Genomic DNA, 15344 nt, shown 5'->3' with positions numbered 1-15344 from the left:
GGAGTTTATAATAATGACACTTCAAACTGCAGGAATACACCATATTACAGCTTTTGTCGGAGACGCTCAGCGCAATGTTGATTTCTACGCCGGGATTCTGGGCCTACGGCTCGTGAAAAAAACGATTAATTTTGATGCTCCAGAGGTCTATCATTTATACTTTGGGAATGAGCAGGGTGCTCCGGGAACGATTATTACATTTTTCCCTTCACCTGTAGGGCGTAGAGGCAGAATCGGCAGTGGTCAAGTTGGTGTAACGATCTACGCAGTGCCGGTTGGTGCTCTGCAATTCTGGGAACAACGCCTTGCTGAATACGGAATTTCGGTTACAAAAGGAAGTCGGATCTCGGAACCCTATTTAGCTTTTGCCGATTACGACGGTCTGCGGATTGAACTGGTGGAACGTGAGGAAGGCCCGCTCAGTAAGTGGTCCTTTGGTGGGATTCCTACTAAATACGCGATCAAAGGTTTTGGCGGGGCTGTGCTGTATAGCAGCAATCCGTTGCAAACAGCTGAGACACTTGTTCATACGCTGGGTATGGAACATATTGCTGACGGAGATGGATATACTCGCTATAGAACCAATGGGGAGCTAGGTAATATTATTGATTTGAAGACATCACCCGTTCCGCTCGGAGCGGGAGGTGCAGGGACAGTTCATCACATCGCGTGGCGGGCAAAGGATGATGCAGAGCAACTGGAATGGTCGCGCCATGTACAGAGTCATGGGCATAGACCTACACCCGTTCAAGACCGTCAGTATTTTAATGCGATCTATTTCCGTGAAAGAGGAGGAATCCTGTTCGAGATCGCTACAGATCCTCCGGGTTTTGCCCGTGATGAAGCCCCAGATGCGTTGGGTGAAAAGTTGATGCTGCCGTCCTGGTTTGAGCCGCATCGCGCGGCCATCGAAGAAAACTTAACGCCTATTCAAGTAAGAGAAATTGAGGTGAAGCAGGGATGATTCATGTATTCCGTAAAGGTAAAGATATAACTAAACCTACGTTAGTGTTGTTTCATGGTACAGGTGGTAATGAGCAGGATTTGCTGCCGCTGGCTGAGATGTTATCCCCAGATTCATCGGTGCTAGGTATACGGGGCAATGTGCTGGAGAATGGCATGCCACGATTCTTCCGTCGGCTGGCAGAAGGAGTGTTCGATGAAGCGGACTTAGTTTTCCGTACCCATGAGATTAAGCAGTTTCTGGATGAAGCGGCAGAGAAATACGGGTTTGATGCCAACAATCTGGTAGCGGTTGGCTACTCTAACGGTGCAAACATTGCTGGTAGCCTTCTGTTTCATTATAAGGACATTTTCCGCGCGGCAGTGCTGTTGCATCCGATGGTGCCATTACGCAATGTGGAGCTTCCTTCTCTAGAAGGGGTGTCTATCTTTATTGGGGCAGGTACGAATGATCCGCTAATAACATCTACGGAAACTCAGGAGCTAGAGGGGATTCTGCAGAAAGCAGGCGCTGAGGTTACAACCCATTGGGGCAACCAAGGTCACCGTTTGAGTATGGCGGAAGCCGAAGCCGCCAAAGATTGGCTGCAGGGATTTAGCACATCTCAAAATGCATAAAACAATTAGGATAACCGCCTTTTGGCGGTTATTTTTAAGTTATTAGCCCCGAATGAGGCCTTATAAAAGGATTGATCATTTGAGTTCCTTTACGTTAGTATGAAGAATACAAAAAAAGGCCCCCGGGTTGCTTTAGAAAGGTTGACGTAAGGATCATGATTGGAATGCAAAATGCTAATAAACTTGCTGTAGATGGACCCTCTAGGAAGCAGAGATTGCAACTTGCTGTTATTCTGGGCTCCATTACAACCATTGGGCCGTTGTCGATTGACATGTATTTGCCGGCGCTGCCTACACTTGTCGACGATTTCGGTACGACGGCTGCTTTGGTGCAGCTAAGTCTCACCTTCTTTTTATTGGGACTGGCCTCAGGTCAGTTAGTAGCTGGACCACTGAGTGATGTATATGGACGTCGCCGTCCACTGCTTATAGGGATGTTCATCTATGCCGTTTCCTCAGTGCTATGTGCTTTTAGTCCTTCGATTGGACTTTTAATTGTTTTGCGGTTTATTCAAGGTCTTGCTGGTTCAGTGGGTGTAGTTGTCTCTAGGGCGGCTGTGCGTGATCTGTATAGTGGCTCTGAACTAACGAAATTTTTCTCTTTATTGATGATTGTTAATGGTCTGGGTCCGATTTTGGCTCCAGTCATTGGAGGACAGCTTTTAAGAGTGACTACATGGCAGGGGATATTCCTCGTATTATTTGCTGCCGGAATTATCTTCTGCTTGACGATTCTCCTGCGCTTGCCTGAGACATTGCCGAAGGAGCGGCGCTCCAAGAGCGGGTTGAAGGGTACTCTGCTTACCTTTAAGGTGTTACTTGGCAACCGCAAGTTTATGGGTTATGCCTTGTCCCAAGGTTTTGTTACAGCGTCTATGTTCGCTTATATCTCAGGGTCATCTTTTGTTTTGCAAAATATTTTTGCGGTTACTCCGCAGGTATACAGTTTGATCTTTGCTGTGAACGGGATTGGGATTATTATTACAGGTCAAATCGCCGGCAGACTAGCTGGTAAGGTGAGTGAGACGAAGCTACTGCTTAGCGGGTTGCTGCTCTGTACAACGGGGGGCGTCTTGCTGCTGCTTACGATCCTGGTAGGGGGAGGGCTGATCCCTATTCTAATCTGTCTGTTCGCCGTTGTCTCCAGTGTGGGGATTGTCGGAGCAACCAGCTTCTCACTTGCAATGCAGGACCAAGGAGAAGCCGCAGGCAGTGCTTCGGCTTTAATCGGACTGTTACCGTTGCTGCTTGGTAGCTGTGTAGCACCGCTTGTGGGCCTTGGGGGCGTAGACTCAGCACTTCCGATGGCGATTGTGATTGCCTGTACGGGTGTTCTCTCTATTCTGTCTTATTTTCTGTTGGTCAGACGGGGAAACGCCAATTCCTAACAGCTTATCCTTATAACCTTGAAAGCGAGCAATACTTTCAGCAAACTTTCAGCGGGTTTTAACGTTCCTTATCTGCAAAAGGATTATATTGGAGGTAAGGAAGGGAGGGATGATTATGAGTATATCCGCAGTCTCAGGTTCTACATCGTATACCACCTCGACGTCTAGTACTACAGATACCAGCGCGCTCGAGAAACAAAAAGCGAAGCTGGAAGCCGAATTGGACAAGATTGATGCCAGCTCGGATGACGCGAAGACCAAAGAAACGAAAACGAAACAAATTGAGCAGCAGATCAAGCAAATCGAGGCACAAATTTCCCAGAAGTCGCAGAGCAGTGCTTCCGCAGCAAGCAGTAGTGCAGAAGCACCTGCCAAACCTGCAAACAACGCGCTTGCTGCGGCAAGCCCGCAAGAGATCGCTACCGCAACAACGAATAGCCAAGGCAGATTTGATATTCGTGTATAAACCATACTAAGTCGTGTTACATAACAAAAAGGGCATCCTTTGCCGTGAGGGATGTCCTTTTTGTTATGTATTTTTAAGTTTAGACTACAATTTAAATGTTCTTTTATCACATTGTTGGCCAATACTAGAAAGATACCGCTAAAATAAAGTTCCGTCATATTGATCTGTCCAGCTTCGTAATATATTAACTATGCTTATCCTCATTTTCTATAAAATCTTTAACTGTTGCAGGGGTTAGGGATTTGCTGGCAGTCTAATAGAGTAGGTGTTGATTATCACGGGTCTTCTATTCCAAGAATTGCTATAATGGACTAGTTGTAAAAATTGTCTAGCACAACGTGTGTCAGCGGTAAAGGCAGGTGGGCTCATGCATTCAAAGCAACAGACATTAGAAAGATTCAAAATTGTAAGACTGATCTTATCTATCTATCGGATCCGGGCGGTCAGAGCCCTTTTTCCAGTGGCTATCATAGCGTTCGTATACTGGGAGGGACAACATGAGCTGAAGCAGGTTCATTTAGGACTTATAATGCGTGAACTAAGGCGAGTACCTACGTCTGCTATTTTGCAAATGATTGGTTTTGCACTTCTTTCCGTAGCTGTTATGAGTGCTTATGATTATTTGATTCGGGCACATTTTCGTTTAAAAGTAGGGCTGTGGAGTACCTTTCGGTATGCATGGATTGCTAATACATTTAATAATTTGATTGGGTTTGCAGGACTGGCTGGAGTTGGTTTAAGGACGCTGCTGTATAAAAAAAGCGGAGTGCCGACCTCCGTGCTAACGCCCGCCATTGTATTTCTGTCGCCGCTTATGATTACCGGGTTATCGCTACTTTCATGGGCGAATATCTTTGGTTTACTCCCGGCAACGGCTTTGCTGGAAGAACATCGCTGGCTGGTATTTGCAGTATGGGGAATGGCGCTTTATTTGCCGGTTTTTGTGTTTGTACAGCGCTCATCGCTTTATGCGAAATGGATTAACCGGGGAAAAGGTAGAACACCATGGCTTACAGTCGTTAATTCCGTCGGTGCTTCCTTTCTGGAATGGAGCTTTGCTGGCGTGACGTTTTGGACCATCAGCAGCCATCTCTTGGATGAGGTCCATTTTATAGCTATCTTTGGTATATTTACGATTGCTGCCATTGCCGGCATCTTGAGTATGGCACCCGGCGGTATCGGTGCATTTGACCTTATTGCCTTGCTCGGGCTGACACAGCTTGGCTACCAGACCGATAAGGCGATGGCGGTGCTTGTCATCTTTCGATTGTTTTATTATGTCATTCCTTGGTTGATCGGATTGGTGCTGGCTGCACTGGAAATTGGCCTGCAAGGAAAAAAGGATCAAGATCGTTCAGTTCCAGGGTTTGAACCCTCTCTTAACAAATGGCAGAAGATCTGGGGCTGGCCGGGTCAGTATACCTTTCTGAGCGATCTTGGGATGTGGGCTCTTGGCAAGCTGGTACTAGCTAGCGGGCTTATTCTCTTACTATCTACAGCAGTACCCGGATTGCTGTATAGGTTGAAGATTACGGAGGAAATATTGCCGTTTCCGGTAATGCAGCTATCTCATCATCTGTCAGTACTTATTGGTTTTATGCTGATTTTATTGTCGCGGGGCATTACATTGCGGGTTCATAGTGCATATGTATGGACTAGCATACTTCTGTTTATTGGATCATTGTTTGCAGTCACTAAGGGGTTTGATTATGAAGAGGCGCTGTTGCTACTTATAGTAGCGCTTATTCTTTGGATATCCAGATCGCGGTTTTATCGGATTAGTGCGCCAATCAGCAGGCAGAGCGCGATCCGGTGGTTTGCCCTCACTTCAGTAATTGCACTAAGCTACTATCTGATGGGCTGTTATGTACATCGTGGATTTCTGAAGCATCTGCCTCCGGGTGTGCAACCTGAATGGTTGCAGCGATATAGTCATGTTGCATTTACGGCAGTGGGAGGATTGGTCTTGTCTTGGGTACTGCTCATAATGTGGGTAAACCTCAGGCCCCATCATAAGGAGAACGAGCTGTTCGGGACCTTGGATGTAGCTAAGCTGAAACATTTTCTAGATGGAGTTCAAGGCAATACCTTAACGCATACGTTATTTTTGGGTGATAAGGGCTTCTTCTGGGCTCAGAACGATAAAGTGCTGCTCGCTTTCGCCAGAGTTAGGGATAAGCTCGTTGTGCTGGGTGATCCGCTGGGAGAGAGAAGCTTAATAAATGAAGCCATCAGTGAATTTAGACAAGCTGCAGATCAGTATGGTCTGGTTGTAGTTTTCTATCAAGCTTCATCTGCTTTTTTATCGGTCTATCAGGAGCAGGGCTATCGCTTTTTTAAGCTGGGTGAAGAGGCAGCGGTAAGCCTTGATAACATTGCACTCAGTGGTCTGAAGAAAGGTGATCTGCAAAGTGTAAGCGATCGTTTTGAACGGGAAGGCATGTTTGTTGAAATTACAGAAGCGCCGCTTGCTGATAGTTTGCTGAGAGAACTGCGAGCGATTTCGGACGAGTGGTTGAATGGCCGAGCGGAAAAGGGTTATTCGTTAGGCTGGTTTAAGGTCGACTATCTGCAACTGGCTCCCATTGCGGTGCTGCGGAACGCCAAAGGTACAATACTGGCATTTGCTTCTATTGCCCCGGGGTATGATCAAGGATTGACCCTGTCCGTAGATTTGTTGCGCCAGCGGAAGAATGTCCCAAACGGGACGGTAGATTATTTATTGGTTTGTATGCTGGAATGGGCGAAGTCAAAGGGGTATCGGCGATTTAATCTAGGCAACACTCCTCTATCATCCAGTGGGGGGCAGGACCCCGGAGCTCTGAAGGAGGAGAAGCTGGCTCATCAAGTGTTTAATAGAGGTGGGCATGGGCATGGTTACGGTTTTGCCAGATTGCGTCGTTACAAGGAAAAGTTCAATCCAGAGTGGGAGCCGCGTTACTTGGCTTATCCAGCGTCCCTAACATTACCCGTCTTAACGCTGGATCTGGTGAGGCTTGTATCCCGACATCCGGAGCATAAAGCGAATAACTAAAAAAAGGTGCCCAACGCCAAACGGCGTTGGGCACCTTTTTAATCAGGTACAAGTGATTTACTTCTTGTCAGCTTCTGCATCCGGCAGAGCCCAGACGGAGACGCTGCCGCCATTGACCGGGAAGGTCGCCCAACCATCTTTTTCAATGGTTATGGTGGCTTTATGGTTATGGGTGAAATCCACCCATGCTTCACCGGCGCGATGTTCTCCTACGAACATTCTCTTCTGGCCATTCTCACCATTACTGATTACCACCGCACAACCGGAGTGTTCAATATCCTCCACGCCGAGCCGTGTCCAGCCAATCGTGTTAGGATGATCGAAATAATCCTTCTGTTCACCATAAGCTTTGTGATAGCGGGTATACAGCAGAGGGTCAATCGCATCTTTTTTACCTGCTACAGGTGTTGGTCCTTCGATCCCATAATAATCCCCGTAAAAGACCACAGGATATCCATCCCGTCGCAGCAGGATAAGCGCGTAAGCACTTTGCTTGAACCAATCATCAACCCAGGATTCCAGGGCTTCGTGAGGCTGAGAATCATGATTGTCAACGAAGGTTACAGCATTGGTGGGATGGGTCTGCACCAGTGTGTCATCAAGAATTTTGGTCAGATCATAGTTTCTGCCCTCCAAGGAAGCTGAATGCAGCTTGTAGTGAAGGGATACATCGAAGAGGTCAATTTTATAATCGACGGTATTCAGAAATTGTCGGCAGGACTCTAAGTCGGAATTCCAGAATTCACCGACGATATAGAAGTCCTTCTCACATTTATTAAACATCTCTACCGCGAATTCTTTAACAAACTCATGGTTGATATGTTTGATGGCATCCAAGCGGAAGCCGCTGCAGTGGAGGGTGTCCACCAGCCATTTTCCCCATTGGATCATTTCTTTTTTGACTTCCGGATGGCTGTAATCAATATTAGCGAACATTAGATAATCATAGTTTCCGAACTCGTCGTCAACATTCTGATTCCACGCTTTATTCTCGCCTACTATGCGGAATACGCCGGTTCGCTCTTCTTTGGCGTCAAAGTCAGTGCCGTTAAAATGATTGTGATTCCACTTAAAGGCAGAGTGTTCATTCCCGCGGCCAGGGAAGGTGAATTTTGTCCAGCCCTCAATCTCGAAAGGTTTCGAAATTTCTTTCATCCGATCATTGGGGTCGACCTCGATGACTTGGAATACTTCTTTTTCATCCGCGCCTGCCTTATGATTCATGACCAAATCAACGTAAACGGCGATGCCATTCTTTTGACATTCCGAAATTGCGTTGATCAGTGCTTGTTTGGTACCATATTTGGTGCGTACCGTACCTTTTTGGTCATATTCGCCCAGATCGTATAGATCATACACGCCATAGCCTGTATCTTCTGCGGAGACGGCCTTTGTCACAGGAGGTACCCAAACAGAATCAATGCCTACGGCTTTTAGCGCGGGTGCAGTTTCTTTTAAGCGATCCCAGTGTTTCCCGTCCGCAGCAACATGCCATTCAAAAAACTGCATCATTGTATGGTTCCTCATTATTTCTTACGCCTCCATATCCCATCAAGCAAATTTTACTCTCAACACTCTGATTAGTTTTTCAGATAACTCTTATTAAACTTAAAAACAGACTATGAAAAATAAGGCCAGTTGTTGAATGCGCAGGAAGGGACATGATTGTCATTAAACAGGTTTGAAAAGAATGATTTCTGACCTTTGGGAGAGATGCACAGCGTTGCGTCCATTCCGTTTAGAGCTATACAGAGCATGGTCGGCCTCAGATAGCAGTTCTTCTAGAGTAGCCTCTGGACTTAGGGCCTCCACAACTCCAAAGCTGGCGGTCACATTAATGGGCCCGATGACGGTATATAAGGTGCTTTGTTCAATATCCGCGCGGATAGTTTCGCAGAGCAATGCAGCTTGCTTCAGCGGCGTCTCTGGCAGAGAGATCACAAATTCCTCGCCACCATAACGGCCAAAGAGATCTCCCTCCCGCAGATGTCTGCTGCACACTTGGACAATATGCTGTAGAGCTTGATCTCCATATTGATGGCCATAGCGGTCATTAATGCTCTTGAAGAAGTCCACATCCAGCAAAATCATAGATAATGAACTTCGCAGGCTGGCGGACCGGGCAAGCAGTGCTCGACTCAGCTCCAAAAAATAGGAGCGGTTATAGATACCGGTTAGGCTGTCCATCGTAGCCAATTGGCGCAGCTTCTCCTGAAGCAGTATTCGTTCAGTCACGTCAATCAGCATGATCATCTGTCCTGCTATGTGCCCCTCTTGTTTTTGTACCGGAGAGGAGCGGATTTGATAATAGCAGATCTCCTCTGCTTTGTTCCAAGCCACTTCCCGTTCTTCGCGCAACAGCGGCTCGGCGTCCATCACATAGGACAAGGCGTCTTTGCCTGCGTTAAGAAACAATTGCGCTAGCGGTTTGCCAATCGATGAGGAGTTGAGCCCCTCTATCATATCCGCGGCTGCACGATTGTAATCGACGAGCATGTCCGAGCGGTCGGTGACAAGCACTCCCTCCCGCATGCTCTCGAAGAGATTCTCACGAGCAATAGGCGCAGCCGTTAACATGCCCCGGGATAAAATAGCCCAAATATATAGGGAGGAGGTCAGGCTCATAATGATCGGGACGGGATCCATACCGTAAGGAGTCAAGCCCATCAGATACAAAAAAGAGCCAAGAGTTGGAAGACTTAACCCGATTATTATTGTGATGATCTGCCTGCGGTATACCCGCTTCATCCGGTTCCACTGCCATATCATGAGGCAAATGGCTGCCAGCAGACAGCCAAAAGTAAAGCTGCCGTGAACGATATACCAAGGTCCCATCACAACATCAACGAGTGGGGTGGGCGTATTTTCCCGTAAATAAATGGATTTATAGAAGAGATGATGGTAATCATTGGTCCAAACCAGCAGCGTTGTAATGAACGGAATGATAAATAACGCCGCCCGTATGCCTTTTTTAAACAGCGTCTCCAGCCCAACGAAATGGATCACCATGATTAGACTAGCTGGCGCAATGAAGGGCATCCCCAGATATTCTAACTTAATCCAGAAGCTGATTTCCTCCAGGGTTTTCCCCGATAACTCTAATGCGAAGCCGAAGGTGTAAATAGCAGAGGTAAAGGAGCTTATAACAAAAGCCCTGATTCCTAAGAAATCAGTTTTTTTATAATAGGCGAAAAGGGCTAATAAGACGCTCAGCACACCTGATATAGCAACAATTACAATATAGTTCGAGATTATAGATCCCATGGGTCTATTGTCACCTGCCGAGGAAAGATATGGATAAATATTACCACATATCTACGGATATAAAAAAAATACTTCGGGTTTGTAGTCAAAAAAATGTCTCCTAGACAAAATGACGCAATTTAACAGGAGCTATTTTACTAATTGTCTAGTGAGAGTCCAGTGAGCAGCGTGTAACATGTTAGTTAATACTACATGCAATAGAAGTTTTCTTTATTTTATCTAAATGGCGTCAGTTTATATAACATAATAAACATGGCTTATTTTGAAAAGGGGGGCTGAGGATGTCATCACTAGCGACAAATATTCCTGAGATTCAGCTGGAGAATGTTGAAATGCGTTATCGGACAGAAGCTGCGGAAGTGCTTGCCCTGCATCAGGTGAGTCTTGATATTGCCAAAGGGGAGTTCGTCTCCCTGCTCGGACCTTCCGGATGTGGCAAAACGACGCTGCTTAGACTGATGGCCGATCTCATAGCACCAACAGGCGGGAACATTGTGGTAGCTGGGAAAAGTGCCAGAGAAGCCAGGCTGGCGCAAAAATATGGCATTGTTTTTCAAAGTCCAGTGCTATACGACTGGCGGAAAGTGAAGCATAACATCACTTTGCCACTGGAGCTGATGGGGGTGAAGAAGTCGATCCGTGAGGAAAAGGCGATGGAGCTTCTTGATCTGGTGGGGCTGCAGAGCTTTGCGGATAAATATCCGTGGCAGCTCAGCGGCGGGATGCAGCAGCGTGTAGCGATTGCCAGAGCGCTATCGATGGAGCCGGAAATTCTGCTCATGGATGAGCCGTTCTCTGCGCTGGATGAATTTACGCGTGAGCGATTGAATGAAGAGTTATTGTCTGTCTGGAGTAAAGTGCAGAACACAATTGTTTTTGTAACTCATAGTATTCCTGAATCTATATTCCTCTCTGACCGGGTGTTTGTTCTTTCCCCGCATCCAGGTCGCTTGTCCGCTGTGGTTGAAATTCCTCTGCCACGTCCGCGAACGGCGGAAATGAGAAATAGCCCAGAGTTTTTCGAACTGATCGCACGTATTCGCGACAGCTTCGAAGGGGTGTAGTGATGAAAGGGGGCAGTATCTTTGTACGAGGTCGTCTGCTGCCGTTGTTCGTCTGGATTTTTGGCCTGCTGCTAGTCTGGGAAGGGACTTCCTGGATGCTACTCCATGTGGTGGAGACACCGTTAGCACAGTCCAAGCTGCCATATGTTCATGAGGTGTTAGCTACCTTGTGGCAGTATGGAGGCACGCTCTTGAAGGAGGGGGCCGCGACCTTCGGTAATGCTGGCGTTGGCTTCCTGATTGGAGCGGTAGCTGGTGCCTCATTGGCGGTGCTGATGAGCTTGTCGAAGACAATAGAGCAATTAACTTTTCCTTATGCTATTGCCTCGCAGATGATTCCGATTCTGGGGTTGGCACCCATCATCTACGGGATTGTGCGCGATGAGCAGACCTCGCGGATTATTATTTCGGGATATATCACCTTTTTCCCGGTGGCTCTGAACATGCTGCGCGGCTTGCGGAGTGTAGATCCATCAGCGCTCGAATTGATGCATTCTTACGCGGCTAAACCTTGGGCGGTCTATTGGAAGCTCAGATTCCCAGCGGCTTTGCCGGGTTTGTTCGGTGGACTTAAGATAGCTGCCCCACTTGCTGTGACTGGAGCTATTCTGGTGGAGCTTATGGGTGCCCAGCATGGCATTGGTGTAATTATGCTGCGCAATCTCTATTATGGAAGCTCTCACACCTATATGTTCTGGTCTACGGTGATTGTGGGTGCCTTGCTGGGGATCGTAAGCTACTGGTTAATCAGTCTGATAGAACGTCTGGTAACGCCTTGGCAGCCAGAATATCGTCCGAAAGGAGGCAGCCGCTAATGGAAACTAACTCCGTTCGGGAGACCACGTTTATAGGCTCTACTGGTAAAGAAATGGCTCAGCCGGCGCTAACGGCTACACAAAAGAATGCTGTAGCCGTTCCGAAACCTGCGGAAGCTACGGCGAGTCGAGGCGGCTCACGAATGCTGAAGAGGATATTTAGTGCAGGGGTGCTGCTGCCTGTACTGGCAGGTCTGTTATTTCTTGCACTATGGGAATTTCAATTCTTTCATAAGATCTTTGATCTGAAAAAGTATCAACTCCCGCTGCCTACAGCCATCGCCGAAACTATGCGAGATAATTTCAGCTTGTTGTTGTCCTATACCGGATACACGCTTGCTGAAGCTGTGCTGGGAATGTTGGTTGGTTCTGCTATCGGCTTCCTGATCGCTTTAGTCGCTACGGCTTGGCCGCGTTGGGGGAGTGGAAGCTTGACGCTGGTTGCCGCCCTAAATGCTGTGCCCATCGTCGCCCTCGCGCCCATCATGAATCTGTGGTTTGGAGATGGGATAGGCTCACGAATTGCCATAGTAACAGCAACTACAATGGCAGCGATGGCGATCAACGCCTATAAGGGCATGGCGGCGATTGATCCATTGGCGCTGGATCTGATGCATTCTTATGCGGCAGGTAAACCGGCAGTGTTCCGTTATCTGCGGATTCAGAGCAGTCTGCCCTATGTATTTACAGCACTGAAGATTAATGCAACTGCCAGTATGATTGGCGCCATTGTTGGGGAATTCTTTTTCTCCTCAAAGGGGCTTGGATATCTGCTCTCCAATTCCATTAAAGTTGCCAAAATGCCACTGGGCTGGTCCTGTATTGTGCTGGCTGCAATTGCAGGCGTGCTCTTCTATTTAGTGGTTGAGCGGCTGGAGAAAGTATTCATTAAGTGGCATCCTTCGCAGCGTACTTAATCTCACCCTCATTACATCCGGCCATAGTGGGAATGGAAAAGAGAAACCGCCCGCGGCTGTATGCATAAACGCACCACGATGCTTGTCCATACTGTGCTTGTTACAAACTTAAATTACGATAGGGGGAGTTCGGTTGATGAACGGGAAAAAACGCAAATTTCGTGGTGGTTTGTTGGCAATCGTGATGATGTTGAGTGTTTCTTTAATGGCGGGTTGCGGTGGCAACAATAATAACTCGGCAGCTGAAGCTACGACTGCCCCTGAAGCATCAGCAGCTCCTGACGCAAGTGCTGCTACTGAACCGGCTGCTGATCCGGTTACAGTGAAGCTACAGCTGAAATGGGTGCCGCAGGCACAATTCGCTGGGTATTTTGTGGCGCAGGATAAAGGATATTACAAGGAAGAAGGCTTGGATGTAGAAATTCTGCCGGGTGGACCTGATATCGTTCCGGAACAGCAAGTGGCAGGCGGCTCCGCAGATATCGGTGTAGGCTGGGTAGCCAGCTTGCTGCCGAGTCTTGAAGAGGGAATGCCGCTGGTGCAGATCGCGCAAATCTATCAAAAGAGCGGATTGGTCCTGGTCTCCAAAAAATCGGCGGGCATCAACTCAGCCGCTGATCTTAAGGGTAAAAAAGTCGGCAACTGGATGGGTGGCAACGAATTTGAACTATTAGCGTTATTCGATAAATATAAGTTCGATCCGAATAAGGATCTAAGCTTTACGAAGCAAGGGTTCACGATGGATCAGTTCTTGGGCGATCAGATCGATGCGGCCTCAGCGATGACTTATAACGAGTACCAAGTGGTGTTGGAGTCAGGCATTAAGGCTGAGGATCTGAATGTCATCGACATGAATACAGAAGGCGTTGCAATGCTTGAGGATAACTTGTTCGCTAATAAGGAATGGCTTGCGGAGAACAAAGAGACTGCGGCAAAGTTTGTGCGTGCCTCCCTGAAGGGCTGGAAAGATGCAATTACTGATCCTGCGGCCGCCGTGGACAGTGTGATGAAACAAGCGGAAGACGGCAGTACGACGAAGGAACATCAACTGACAATGATGACTGAGGTTGCCAAGCTGATTCTGCCTGAAGGCTTTGACAGTGCCAAGATGGGATATACCGATGCGGCGGCGTTCCAGCAAACCGCTGATATTTCGCTTAAATTTGGTGTCATTAAAGAAGCGGTTAAGGTAGATGAGGCTTATACGAACGAAATCGTAGAAATGGCGGCAAAATAACCAACTGAGCTTAATGTTATAGTGGATGGCCGCCTGATTTGGCGGTCATCTATTATAATCAGCAGTCCATCAGTGCATCTGAAACAGAGAAAGAGGTGCGAGCTATGTCTCTCCTAGTAACGAAGGCTGAAAGAGTTAAGAATTATGTGAATGGAGCTTGGGTAGAATCGTCGTCCGGGCGAGATGAAGAGGTTTATAATCCGGCGACAGGTGAAGTGATTGCTTATGTACCCATTTCTAGTAAGGAAGAGCTGGGTGCGGCGGTAGAAGCGGCTGCGGTGGCATTTCAAGCGTGGAAAAGGGTCGCTGTGCCGCGTCGTGCCCGCTACTTTTTTCATTATCAACAGCTGCTGGTAAAGCATTGGCATGAGCTGGCCGAGCTGATTACGCTGGAGAATGGCAAAAGTCTGGAAGAGGCGCAAGGTGAGGTGCAGCGTGGAATTGAGTGTGTGGAATTTGCCGCAGGCATCCCCACGTTGATGATGGGCAGCCAGCTCCCGGACATTGCTACCGGAATTGAATCCGGGATGTACCGCTATCCATTGGGTGTTATCGGGGGAATTGCCCCGTTTAACTTTCCGATGATGGTTCCTTGCTGGATGTTTCCGCTTGCCATTGCTTGTGGAAATACCTTTGTGCTAAAGCCTTCCGAGCGTACGCCGTTACTGGTTAATCGGTTAGCCGAGCTATTTGTCGAAGCGGGTTTCCCGCCTGGCGTGCTGAATGTGGTACATGGGGCACACGAGGTTGTGAATGGGCTGCTGGAGCATGATGAAGTGAAGGCGATTTCGTTCGTGGGTTCGCAGCCGGTTGCGGAATATGTATATAAGGCAGGGACGGCGCAAGGGAAGCGGGTTCAGGCATTGGCAGGCGCTAAGAATCACTCGATTGTGCTGCCTGATGCGGAGCTGGACAATGCGGTCAAAAATATCATTGCGGCCTCCTTTGGCTCGGCAGGTGAGCGGTGTATGGCTTGCTCGGTCGTAGTGGTTCATGAGGATATCGCTGACGAGCTAGTGAACCGTCTGGCTGCGGCTGCGGATGAGCTTAAGATTGGTAATGGCGCCGATGACGGGGTGTTTTTGGGTCCGGTAATTCGCCAGTCGAATAAGGAGCGGACGCTTTATTACATTGAGACTGGTGAAGCTGAGGCAGCCAAGCTTGTGAGAGACGGGCGGAAGGATGCTGCTACGGGTGGTGCGGGTTATTTTATCGGGCCGACGATATTTGATCATGTACAGCCGGGAATGACCATCTGGAAGGATGAGATTTTTGCACCGGTATTGTCAGTGATTCGTGTGAAAAGTCTGAGTGAAGCGATTGGGGTAACGAATCAGTCCCCATTCGCGAATGGGGCTTGTATTTATACAGACAGCGCAAAGGCGGTTCGTGAATTTCGGGAAGAAATTGATGCAGGGATGTTGGGTGTGAATCTGGGCGTGCCTGCGCCCATGGCATTTTTCCCCTTCTCGGGTTATAAGAAATCGTTCTATGGAGACCTGCATGCCAATGGGCGTGATGGGGTGGAGTTCTATACGCGTAAAAAGATGATCACTGCCCGTTATTAGAGAAAATGAG

General features: G+C 48.0%; 12 protein-coding genes. 10 read left to right on the top strand and 2 right to left on the bottom strand.

Going from position 1 to position 15344, the window contains the following annotated elements:
* The first annotated feature begins 13 nt into the window (after nt 1-13).
* From NSS82_RS28970 to mprF, 5 genes are all read left to right on the top strand, one after another.
* Nucleotides 14-964, top strand: coding sequence for a ring-cleaving dioxygenase (locus tag NSS82_RS28970; RefSeq protein ID WP_038573722.1), 951 nt, complete (start codon nt 14-16; stop codon nt 962-964).
* Nucleotides 961-1581 carry an alpha/beta hydrolase gene (locus NSS82_RS28965; RefSeq protein ID WP_076124044.1) on the top strand — a complete coding sequence of 207 codons (621 nt, stop codon included), beginning with the start codon at nt 961-963 and terminating at the stop codon, nt 1579-1581. Before NSS82_RS28970 ends, NSS82_RS28965 begins: the two co-directional genes overlap by 4 nt.
* 164 nt (nt 1582-1745) lie before the next feature.
* Entirely contained in the window at nt 1746-2969 is a 1224-nt protein-coding gene (locus NSS82_RS28960) for a multidrug effflux MFS transporter (protein ID WP_076273002.1), read from the top strand.
* A gap of 115 nt (nt 2970-3084) precedes the next feature.
* Complete coding sequence (locus NSS82_RS28955) at nt 3085-3435, top strand: FlxA-like family protein (RefSeq protein ID WP_076099710.1); 351 nt, start codon at nt 3085-3087, stop codon at nt 3433-3435.
* A gap of 367 nt (nt 3436-3802) precedes the next feature.
* Nucleotides 3803-6469: a bifunctional lysylphosphatidylglycerol flippase/synthetase MprF gene (gene mprF / locus NSS82_RS28950; RefSeq protein WP_076272929.1), complete on the top strand. Its 2667-nt coding sequence runs from the start codon at nt 3803-3805 to the stop codon at nt 6467-6469.
* Between the two features lie 57 nt (nt 6470-6526).
* Here the strand turns inward: mprF and NSS82_RS28945 are convergent, their stop codons facing one another.
* Nucleotides 6527-7999: an alpha-amylase gene (locus NSS82_RS28945; RefSeq protein WP_036682065.1), complete on the bottom strand. Its 1473-nt coding sequence runs from the start codon at nt 7997-7999 to the stop codon at nt 6527-6529.
* A gap of 141 nt (nt 8000-8140) precedes the next feature.
* Nucleotides 8141-9733: a histidine kinase N-terminal 7TM domain-containing diguanylate cyclase gene (locus NSS82_RS28940; RefSeq protein WP_076272928.1), complete on the bottom strand. Its 1593-nt coding sequence runs from the start codon at nt 9731-9733 to the stop codon at nt 8141-8143.
* 281 nt (nt 9734-10014) lie between these two features.
* Between NSS82_RS28940 and NSS82_RS28935 the strand changes: the two genes are divergently transcribed.
* The 5 genes from NSS82_RS28935 (at nt 10015) to NSS82_RS28915 (ending at nt 15334) form a co-directional block, all read left to right on the top strand.
* Entirely contained in the window at nt 10015-10797 is a 783-nt protein-coding gene (locus NSS82_RS28935) for an ABC transporter ATP-binding protein (RefSeq protein WP_036682061.1), read from the top strand.
* A gap of 2 nt (nt 10798-10799) precedes the next feature.
* The gene (locus tag NSS82_RS28930) at nt 10800-11612 is read left to right on the top strand and encodes an ABC transporter permease (protein ID WP_051491222.1); all 813 of its coding nucleotides are present in this window, start codon (nt 10800-10802) and stop codon (nt 11610-11612) included.
* Nucleotides 11612-12529 (top strand): ABC transporter permease, encoded by a 918-nt coding sequence (locus NSS82_RS28925; protein WP_081386647.1) that lies wholly within the window; start codon nt 11612-11614, stop codon nt 12527-12529. Before NSS82_RS28930 ends, NSS82_RS28925 begins: the two co-directional genes overlap by 1 nt.
* Before the next feature lie 136 nt (nt 12530-12665).
* Nucleotides 12666-13766, top strand: coding sequence for an ABC transporter substrate-binding protein (locus NSS82_RS28920; RefSeq protein WP_076272927.1), 1101 nt, complete (start codon nt 12666-12668; stop codon nt 13764-13766).
* A gap of 104 nt (nt 13767-13870) precedes the next feature.
* Nucleotides 13871-15334 carry a CoA-acylating methylmalonate-semialdehyde dehydrogenase gene (locus NSS82_RS28915; protein ID WP_076272926.1) on the top strand — a complete coding sequence of 488 codons (1464 nt, stop codon included), beginning with the start codon at nt 13871-13873 and terminating at the stop codon, nt 15332-15334.
* The last annotated feature ends 10 nt before the right edge of the window (nt 15335-15344 follow it).

Source organism: Paenibacillus sp. FSL H7-0735, assembly GCF_038008505.1.
In the GTDB taxonomy this organism is placed as follows: Bacteria; Bacillota; Bacilli; order Paenibacillales; family Paenibacillaceae; genus Paenibacillus_AQ; species Paenibacillus_AQ odorifer.
Note: the sequence above shows the minus strand (reverse complement) of the source record. Positions and strands in the feature narration are given on the sequence as shown.

Bases quoted from the DNA above. Each gene is read 5' to 3' on its own strand.
- NSS82_RS28915 (WP_076272926.1), top strand. From the start codon at position 13,871: ATGTCTCTCCTAGTAACGAAGGCTGAAAGAGTTAAGAATTATGTGAAT.
- NSS82_RS28960 (WP_076273002.1), top strand. From the start codon at position 1,746: ATGCAAAATGCTAATAAACTTGCTGTAGATGGACCCTCTAGGAAGCAG.
- NSS82_RS28920 (WP_076272927.1), top strand. From the start codon at position 12,666: ATGAACGGGAAAAAACGCAAATTTCGTGGTGGTTTGTTGGCAATCGTG.
- NSS82_RS28940 (WP_076272928.1), bottom strand. From the start codon at position 9,733: ATGGGATCTATAATCTCGAACTATATTGTAATTGTTGCTATATCAGGT.
- NSS82_RS28935 (WP_036682061.1), top strand. From the start codon at position 10,015: ATGTCATCACTAGCGACAAATATTCCTGAGATTCAGCTGGAGAATGTT.
- NSS82_RS28955 (WP_076099710.1), top strand. From the start codon at position 3,085: ATGAGTATATCCGCAGTCTCAGGTTCTACATCGTATACCACCTCGACG.
- NSS82_RS28925 (WP_081386647.1), top strand. From the start codon at position 11,612: ATGGAAACTAACTCCGTTCGGGAGACCACGTTTATAGGCTCTACTGGT.
- mprF (WP_076272929.1), top strand. From the start codon at position 3,803: ATGCATTCAAAGCAACAGACATTAGAAAGATTCAAAATTGTAAGACTG.
- NSS82_RS28965 (WP_076124044.1), top strand. From the start codon at position 961: ATGATTCATGTATTCCGTAAAGGTAAAGATATAACTAAACCTACGTTA.
- NSS82_RS28970 (WP_038573722.1), top strand. From the start codon at position 14: ATGACACTTCAAACTGCAGGAATACACCATATTACAGCTTTTGTCGGA.
- NSS82_RS28930 (WP_051491222.1), top strand. From the start codon at position 10,800: ATGAAAGGGGGCAGTATCTTTGTACGAGGTCGTCTGCTGCCGTTGTTC.